Origin of the sequence: Caballeronia sp. SEWSISQ10-4 2 (genome assembly GCF_030464885.1) — a bacterium.
Lineage (GTDB): Bacteria > Pseudomonadota > Gammaproteobacteria > Burkholderiales > Burkholderiaceae > Caballeronia.
This window is the reverse complement of record NZ_JALPRJ010000179.1, coordinates 1-5,512: the sequence shown is the minus strand read 5'-3', so window position 1 is coordinate 5,512 and position 5,512 is coordinate 1. Positions and strand designations below refer to the sequence as shown.

Annotated in this window: 3 protein-coding genes and 2 pseudogenes; all 5 read right to left on the bottom strand. The window is 60.3% G+C overall.

Annotated elements, in window-relative coordinates; all coding sequences use genetic code 11:
* Positions 1-240: 240 nt before the first annotated feature.
* Positions 241-1,614 (bottom strand): group II intron reverse transcriptase/maturase, encoded by a 1,374-nt coding sequence (gene ltrA, locus M0D69_RS43280; protein WP_301787918.1) that lies wholly within the window; start codon positions 1,612-1,614, stop codon positions 241-243.
* Positions 1,615-2,207: 593 nt separating this feature from the next.
* A pseudogene (locus M0D69_RS43275) lies at positions 2,208-2,728 on the bottom strand (IS6 family transposase); the annotation flags it as partial.
* A gap of 186 nt (positions 2,729-2,914) precedes the next feature.
* Entirely contained in the window at positions 2,915-4,525 is a 1,611-nt protein-coding gene (locus tag M0D69_RS43270) for an ABC transporter ATP-binding protein (protein WP_301787917.1), read from the bottom strand.
* Between the two features lie 2 nt (positions 4,526-4,527).
* The gene (locus M0D69_RS43265) at positions 4,528-5,229 is read right to left on the bottom strand and encodes a cysteine hydrolase family protein (protein WP_301787916.1); all 702 of its coding nucleotides are present in this window, start codon (positions 5,227-5,229) and stop codon (positions 4,528-4,530) included.
* A gap of 50 nt (positions 5,230-5,279) precedes the next feature.
* Positions 5,280-5,512, bottom strand: a pseudogene (locus M0D69_RS43260) (ABC transporter permease); the annotation flags it as partial.

Sequence of the window (5,512 nt, the reverse complement as noted above, 5' to 3'; positions counted from 1 at the left end):
TTGTACTTGCGAATGTTCCATCCGAGGAAATCAAACCCATCCTTGATGTGCGTTATTCTGGTCTTTTCTGGCGATAAGACCAACCCGCGTTCCGCCAGAAATTCGACCACTGCGGGCCTGACCTCACGTTCCAGCCACTCTTTCGAGTGGCCGGTAATAATGAGGTGAGTAGCCCGAGGGAATCGCACCCTCAGGCTCTCGCAGAACGGAGCATGAGCCTCTCGACTCACTCCGCTCCCATTATCCAACCGTCGGCTGCACGAGCTTCCAGTGAGCGAACAGCCCAGGCCGGGTTTGCGCTACGCGCGCCAACCAGTGCCTGGCTCGCCGAAGGTGGCCCCGCAACTTTTTGTATTTCTTCGCCGCCCACCGGGCCAACACCAGGTCCAGGTGGCGCAACGTGGGATAGAGCGCCGACTTGTAGAATCTGCCGTAGTAGTTAATCCAACCCTGAGCCACCGGGTTGAACATCCCTGCCAGATCCTCGATCGACTTGTCGCTCCTGTTATGCAGGCCCCAGCTTCGCATCGTGCCTCGCATCGCCTTCGCAGCCTTGTTACTGACCGCCGGAGTAAAGCTGATGAAGAACTTGCCCCACCTGTTCTTTGAGCGTCGTGGCCTAAACGTAAAGCCCAGAAAGTCAAAGCTGTGGTCAGGATAAGTCCCCCGACGGTCATCGTCCTTGCAGTACACCACCCGGGTTTTCTGCGCATGCAGTTCCAGATGACATTCGGCAAAGCGCTGCTCCAACGCGGCGCGCAACTGCTGCGCCTGGACCAACGTCTTACAGTGGCAAACGGCATCGTCCGCATAGCGCTCGAACGGGATATCGGGGAAGTGCTTCCGCATCCATCGATCGAACACATAGTGCAGAAAGAGATTACTTAACAACGGGCTGACGACACCCCCTTGTGGGGTCCCTTTGTCACGCATCACCGTGCTCCCGTCCTCCAGTTGCACGGAAGCCTTGAGCCACCGCTCGACATACAACAGCACCCACTCGCAATCAGTGTGGTGGCGTACCGCTCGCGGAAGCAGGTCGTGATCAAGATTATCGAAGAATGATCGGATGTCAAGCTCAAGAACCCAGTCATGACGCCAACATCTCGTACGCGCCATGCCTATCGCATCCTTTGCCGACCTACCCGGACGATACCCGTAGGAATCCTCATCGAAGATTTCCTCCAGAATCGGTTCCAAATAGTTTTTCCCGACCGTCTGGGCGATCCTGTCAGACACAGTGGGTATGCCGAGGGGCCTCGTCCGGCCGTTTTTCTTCAGAATAAAAACCCTCCGAAGCGGAAGGGGCGAGTAACCCCGCCTCTTCAACGACGCAATCGCGTTGGTCTTTGCCGCCGGTGTTTTCCACGTTACCTTGTCCACACCGGGGGTGTTCCTGCCTTTGTTTTCAGTCACCCGCTTCACGGCTAATGCACGGCCGCTGAACGAGTGGGTCAGCAGCCATTGCAGGGCTTTCACCCTGTTATGGCGGCCGGCCTGTACCGCCTTCACCATACGCGTTTGAAGCCCTCTTACTTGGCGTTGAACATTGGCCCAATTGATGCCGTCCCACGTCACGCCGGAAGGCGCACGCGCCCGTGTTGCTGCACTCATTTGCTTTCCTCCCGTATAGATGGTTCTGCAAACTCTCTGGTGAGGAGAGACCATGAGGAAGTCTGCCCGCTTTCGCGTCGGGTGATGTTGCAACCCGTATCCCGTCCATTACAGCCGGGCATTCGCTTTTTCCCCGTTCCTGTGCCCGCACCGCCATGGGCAGACCTCGCAGCCTGCTGTCCCCGAGGGGAGCGATACGGGGTTTCCACGTTCCGCTTATGGAAGTACGTCGGGTTAGGTGCCTGCTCTGGGCCGGGAGGTATATGGGTCACGAAAGCGTAGTCGAGAAACGCTGTTCCCACCTCCGGTACCGTTTTGGTTCGAGCGCAATAGCCATTTCCGCTCGTTCAACGTAACGACCCTATTGCAGATTCAAATGTTTTCACCATACCGACTATCTGGCACTCATCCGGCGTATGGCTGCCAGAAGGGTACGCCTCTCGCGATTGATACCCCGCGCCTTGCGGCGCTTCGTTACGTTGTCAGAGCCGCTCTTGATTCAGGCTCCTAGATTCACCGGGTGACACCGGTGGTTCACTCCTTCTATGCCGCGAGAAGTGAGAACAACTTCTGTAAGCGACTTCGTGTCGCACCTCAACCACGTTGTTCAGATACTTGACCTGACGAATCTTGATGGTTGCGTCGCGCCTCACGTTCACCGCGTGCAGCGCGGCCAGATTGGCTCCGCTTTGTCGATCGTCACCGTCTCGGGCACGCCGTTTTGCTGGATCGATTTTTCGAAATACCGCTGGGCAGCAGCCTTGTTCCGCCTAGCTCGCAGAAGAAAGTCGACCGTGTTGCCTTCCTTGTCCACGGCCCGGTAGCGGTACCTCCATTCGCCCCGGATCTTCACGTAGGTTTCGTCCATCCTCCAGCTCTTGCCAACTGCTCGCTTACAGCGGCGGAACGCCTTCTCAAGCACGGGCAGAAGCTTGATGGCCCAGCGGTGCACCGTGGAATGATCGACCGTAATCCCACGCTCGGTCATCATTTCCTCGAGATGACGCAGGCTAAGCGGATAGGCTACGTACCAACGCACACAGGTCAGGATCGCTTCCAGCGGATAGTGCGGCCGTTTAAGCACGCGTGCCACACCCGGATCCAGCGTCTTCATTCTTCACCCACGCAACCATTTCGATTGAGCCAGGTTACCAGAACGCCTTATTGCGACAAAACCGGTTCGATGAAGTCCCGCTGCATGTCGACGATGACGAGCGCAGTTGTCAACGGCTCGAGTGTAAAGGGCCTGGGTAACGCCGGTATCGTGATCGTCATAGCAGTTCCCCGCAGCGGCTCCGTCTCATTCGATGACCTCCTTCAACGCTTCGGCAGCCGGAACAACGTGCGCCGTCGAGTCACCGTGTCCCGCCATGTAGTGGCCCAGCGTCGCTCGCTCGGCGCTCGCGGCGGGCGTCTCGTACACGAGTTCTCCTTCCGCGATCACGACGATCCGGTCCGCCAGTTCCAGCAATTCGTCGAGATCTTCGCTCACGAGCAGGACTGCCGCGCCGGCATCGCGCGCCGCCATGATGCGTGCATGAATATCTGCCACCGATGCGAAGTCGAGACCGAACACCGGGTTCGCCACGATCAGCACATCGACCGGCTGGCCCAGCTCGCGAGCGAGCACCGCGCGCTGGACATTGCCGCCCGACAGCGTGCCGATAGCGCGTTCGGGCAATGGCGGCCGGACGTTGAAATCGTCGATGAGATGCGCGGCGCGGTCCCGCATCGCACGTTGGTCGAGACGCCAGCCGCCGCGACGCAATGGCGTGCGGTCGAAGTCGCGGAGAGCCAGGTTTTGCGCGACGCTCATGTTCGGCACGCACGCGTTTTTAAGCGGCTCTTCAGGGATGGCGAACACACGGCGCTGCGTCATTTCCTCGCGCGTGGCGTGGTATGTATCACCCGCTATCTCCATCTCGCCAGTCTTCACGCGGCGTTGCCCGACCAGCGCCTCGACCATCTCTTTCTGGCCATTCCCCGACACCCCCGCGATCCCGAGTATTTCACCCGATCGAACCTCAAGCGACGCGCGTCTGACCGCCGCATGGCCGCGATCATCGTCGATAGATATATTCCTCATGGCAAGGCGTATCCGCGCTGCGGGGTCCACCGGTTTGCGCGCGACCCGCTCGGCATTGACCACGTCCATGACCGCGGTGTCCCGCGTCTCGGCGGCACCCATCATCAAACCGGCGAGCGCGTCGCGGCTGGTCGCCGATACCGCACTAGTCCCGACCTGCCTGCCCTTGCGCAGCACGGTCACGTCGTCGGCATACGCCATCACTTCGCGGAACTTGTGCGTGATCATCAGCACGGTCAACTCGCCGCGCGTGGTCAGATCGCGCATCAGCCCGAGCACTTCGTCCGCCTCTTGCGGCGTCAGCACGGAGGTAGGCTCATCGAGAATGAGAAAGCGTTGCTTCAGATACAATTGCTTGAGAATTTCGAGCTTCTGCTTTTCCCCAGCCGCCAAGCCGGATACCGGCGCGTCGAGCGGCAGGCGAAACGGCATGCGCCGCATGAACGCATCGAGTGCTTCGCGTTCCGCCGTCCAGTCTATTTTCCAGGGCAGGCTCCCGCGTGCCAGCAGCAGGTTCTCCTCAACCGACAACCCCGACGCCAGCGTGAAATGCTGGTACACCATGCCAATACCCAGCGCTTGCGCATCGCGCGGCGAAGCGATGCGGACCTCGCGGCCATCGGCTGAGATCTGGCCTTCGTCCAGCAGACCGTAACCCACCAGCCCTTTCACGAGGGTACTTTTGCCCGCGCCGTTTTCACCTAGTAGTGCGTGGACCGTGCCCGGCCGGACCTTGATCGACACATTGTCCAGCGCACGAAATGCACCGAACGACTTGCCGGCGTTGTGCACTTCCACCTCTAACGCATGCGGAGGAGTCGACATGATCAGCCACCGAGCGTGGTCAGGAGCGCGTTCGAGTCGGTTACCGCGCCGAACACGCCGCCTTGCATCGTGATCATGTGCAGCGCCGCTTGATGGTTGCCGGGGTCGGTCGCGCCGCAGCAGTCCGCGAGGACGGTGCATTCGAATCCTCGGTCGTTCGCTTCGCGCATGGTGGTATGGACGCAGACGTCCGTGGTGATCCCGGTCAACACCAGGTTCACGATGCCCCGCGTGCGCAGGATCAGCTCTAGATCGGTCGCGCAGAACGAGCCCTTGCCGGGTTTATCGATAACGATCTCGCCCGGCAGCGGTGCCAGTTCACTGATGATTTCCCAGCCCGGCTCGCCACGTACGAGGATGCGGCCGTACGGGCCGTCGTCGTCAATGCCTACGCCTTCGGTGCCCGCGCGGCGGCTGCGCCAGCGCTTGTTCGCCGGCAGGTCCGACAAATCCGGCCGATGCCCTTCGCGCGTATGAATGATTGTGAAGCCCTGCTCGCGCATCATCGCCATCACGCGCTTGATCGGCTCGATCGGCTCGATCGGCGCGCGGGTCAGCGACAGGTCATACCCCATCTTGTCGACGTAACCGCCGTGGCCGCAGAAATCCGTCTGCATGTCGATCACGACAAGCGCCGTGTTATCCGGGCGCAGGTTGCCATCGAAGGGCCAGGGGTACGGAGAAGCATTAATGAATCGGTTCATGGTCGTCGCCGCCTTGAGAATGGAGGAGCAAGTCGTTCAGCGTGTGAAGTTCAGCGTGTGAGACTCAGCTCGCCCGGTGCGCCGGCAAGCGTCCGGTCCGGACGGCAATTGATGATCATGATGGTGAGCGTGAGCACATAGGGCGCGGCGTTATACAGGTAATACCCGCTCGTCACGCCAATCGCCTGCAACGCGGGCCCGAGCGCACCGGCTGCACCGAAAAGCAACGCGGCCCACAGGCATCGCAACGGCTGCCAGCGCGCAAAGATAACGAGCGCGACGG